This window comes from Polaribacter sp. Z014 (assembly GCF_023555435.1).
Taxonomy (GTDB): Bacteria; Bacteroidota; Bacteroidia; order Flavobacteriales; family Flavobacteriaceae; genus Polaribacter.
The window spans coordinates 1-1,391 of record NZ_JALCZP010000079.1; the positions used below are offsets into that span (position 1 = coordinate 1).

At 25.5% G+C, this 1,391-nt stretch carries 1 protein-coding gene; it reads left to right on the forward strand.

The genetic code is table 11. The features are described 5' to 3' along the window. Positions 1-103: 103 nt before the first annotated feature. Positions 104-1,255, forward strand: coding sequence for a hypothetical protein (locus MPF19_RS18975; protein WP_249989844.1), 1,152 nt, complete (start codon positions 104-106; stop codon positions 1,253-1,255). Positions 1,256-1,391 lie beyond the last annotated feature (136 nt).

Below are 1,391 nucleotides of genomic sequence, written 5' to 3' on the forward strand. Positions count from 1 at the left end.
TTAACCGAAGGCAGTTGCATTTTTACTCACTTCAATTTTCCTGCGGAAAATAGCCGTTCATAAAAATCGCAACTTTCCATAACACAACAACGTTGCCCACAATATGAAAAAAATACTGCTAATATTAATATTTTTTGTAATTTATAACTCATTTAGTCAAAATAGATTGAAAGGAATTATAGTTGATTCAGAAACTAAAAAAAACATTGAATATGTAGATATATACAATAACACAGATTTTACATCAACTAACTCAGAAGGCAAGTTTTTATTTGTTTCAGAAAAAGATTCTATCAAAATAAGATTACTTGGTTATAAATCCATTTCTTCAACCTTTGAAACAATAGGAAAAGACACAATATTTTTAGAAAGTAAATTTGAAATATTAGACGAAATTATTTTAGGTAATTCAAATTCAATAACAAGCGCTTACAAAGAATTATCTAATAATTATCCTTTAACACCTTATACTGAGTCTTTTTTTTTAAGATGTCTTCTAAAAAAAGATGGTCAAATTATTAAACTACAGGATTTAAATGGGCTTGTTGAAAGAAAAACCTTGTTTCCTACTTCTAAAAAAAATTATAAAGTAGAAATTTTAAATATGCGTAAAGCAGGAATAGAAGATGACATAAATGGGCAAAATATATATTTTAAAATGTTTAGTTTTCAGCAAATTCTTGATATTAGCTCTTCTGTAAAAATCACCAACAAAGCCTATGATTTTAAGGAAACAAATTCTAAAAACAAAGAATTTACGAAACATCACTTTTATCCTAAATCAGATGGAAAATTAAAAAAAGAAGGTTATTATTTAGTTAAAAATACAGACAAAGCTATAATTGAATTTAAAGTAAAACGAATTATAAATAATAACCCTTTTACTGAAAAAAAAGGAATTAAATACAGAACAACTTCTTATGAAACATTTGTTTCGTATAAAAAAAACATTGTGGATAATCTATATTATGTGGATAAGTCAAAAATAACAGCACAAATGGAAGTTTTAAAAGAAGAGAAAAAAGTGATTTACGATATTGAATATTCTTGGATAACATTAAATAAAACTGAAAAAGAAGTTGATAAAAATATATCTGTTAAAAAAGATATTTTTAAGCTAAAAAAATCTTTTAATCCCGATTTTTGGAATAAGCAGAAAAATTTATTACTTACAAATGAAATGTCTAAATTTCTAAAAGAATTAGAAAGTTCGCAAAATGAATTTAAGACAATTACTAATATAAAAAAGGAATAAATACTGTGGGCAACACCGTATAAACTTTATTGCTGGTTTTAGCTCACTTGGGAAATTCCTCCGGAATTTCGCCGTTCGTGTTTTATTTAGTAAATTCACTGCTTAATCAACGCAACAAAGCTTATACAACAACGTT

Coding starts and splice junctions, on each gene's coding strand:
- MPF19_RS18975 (WP_249989844.1), top strand. CDS start 104: ATGAAAAAAATACTGCTAATATTAATATTTTTTGTAATTTATAACTCA.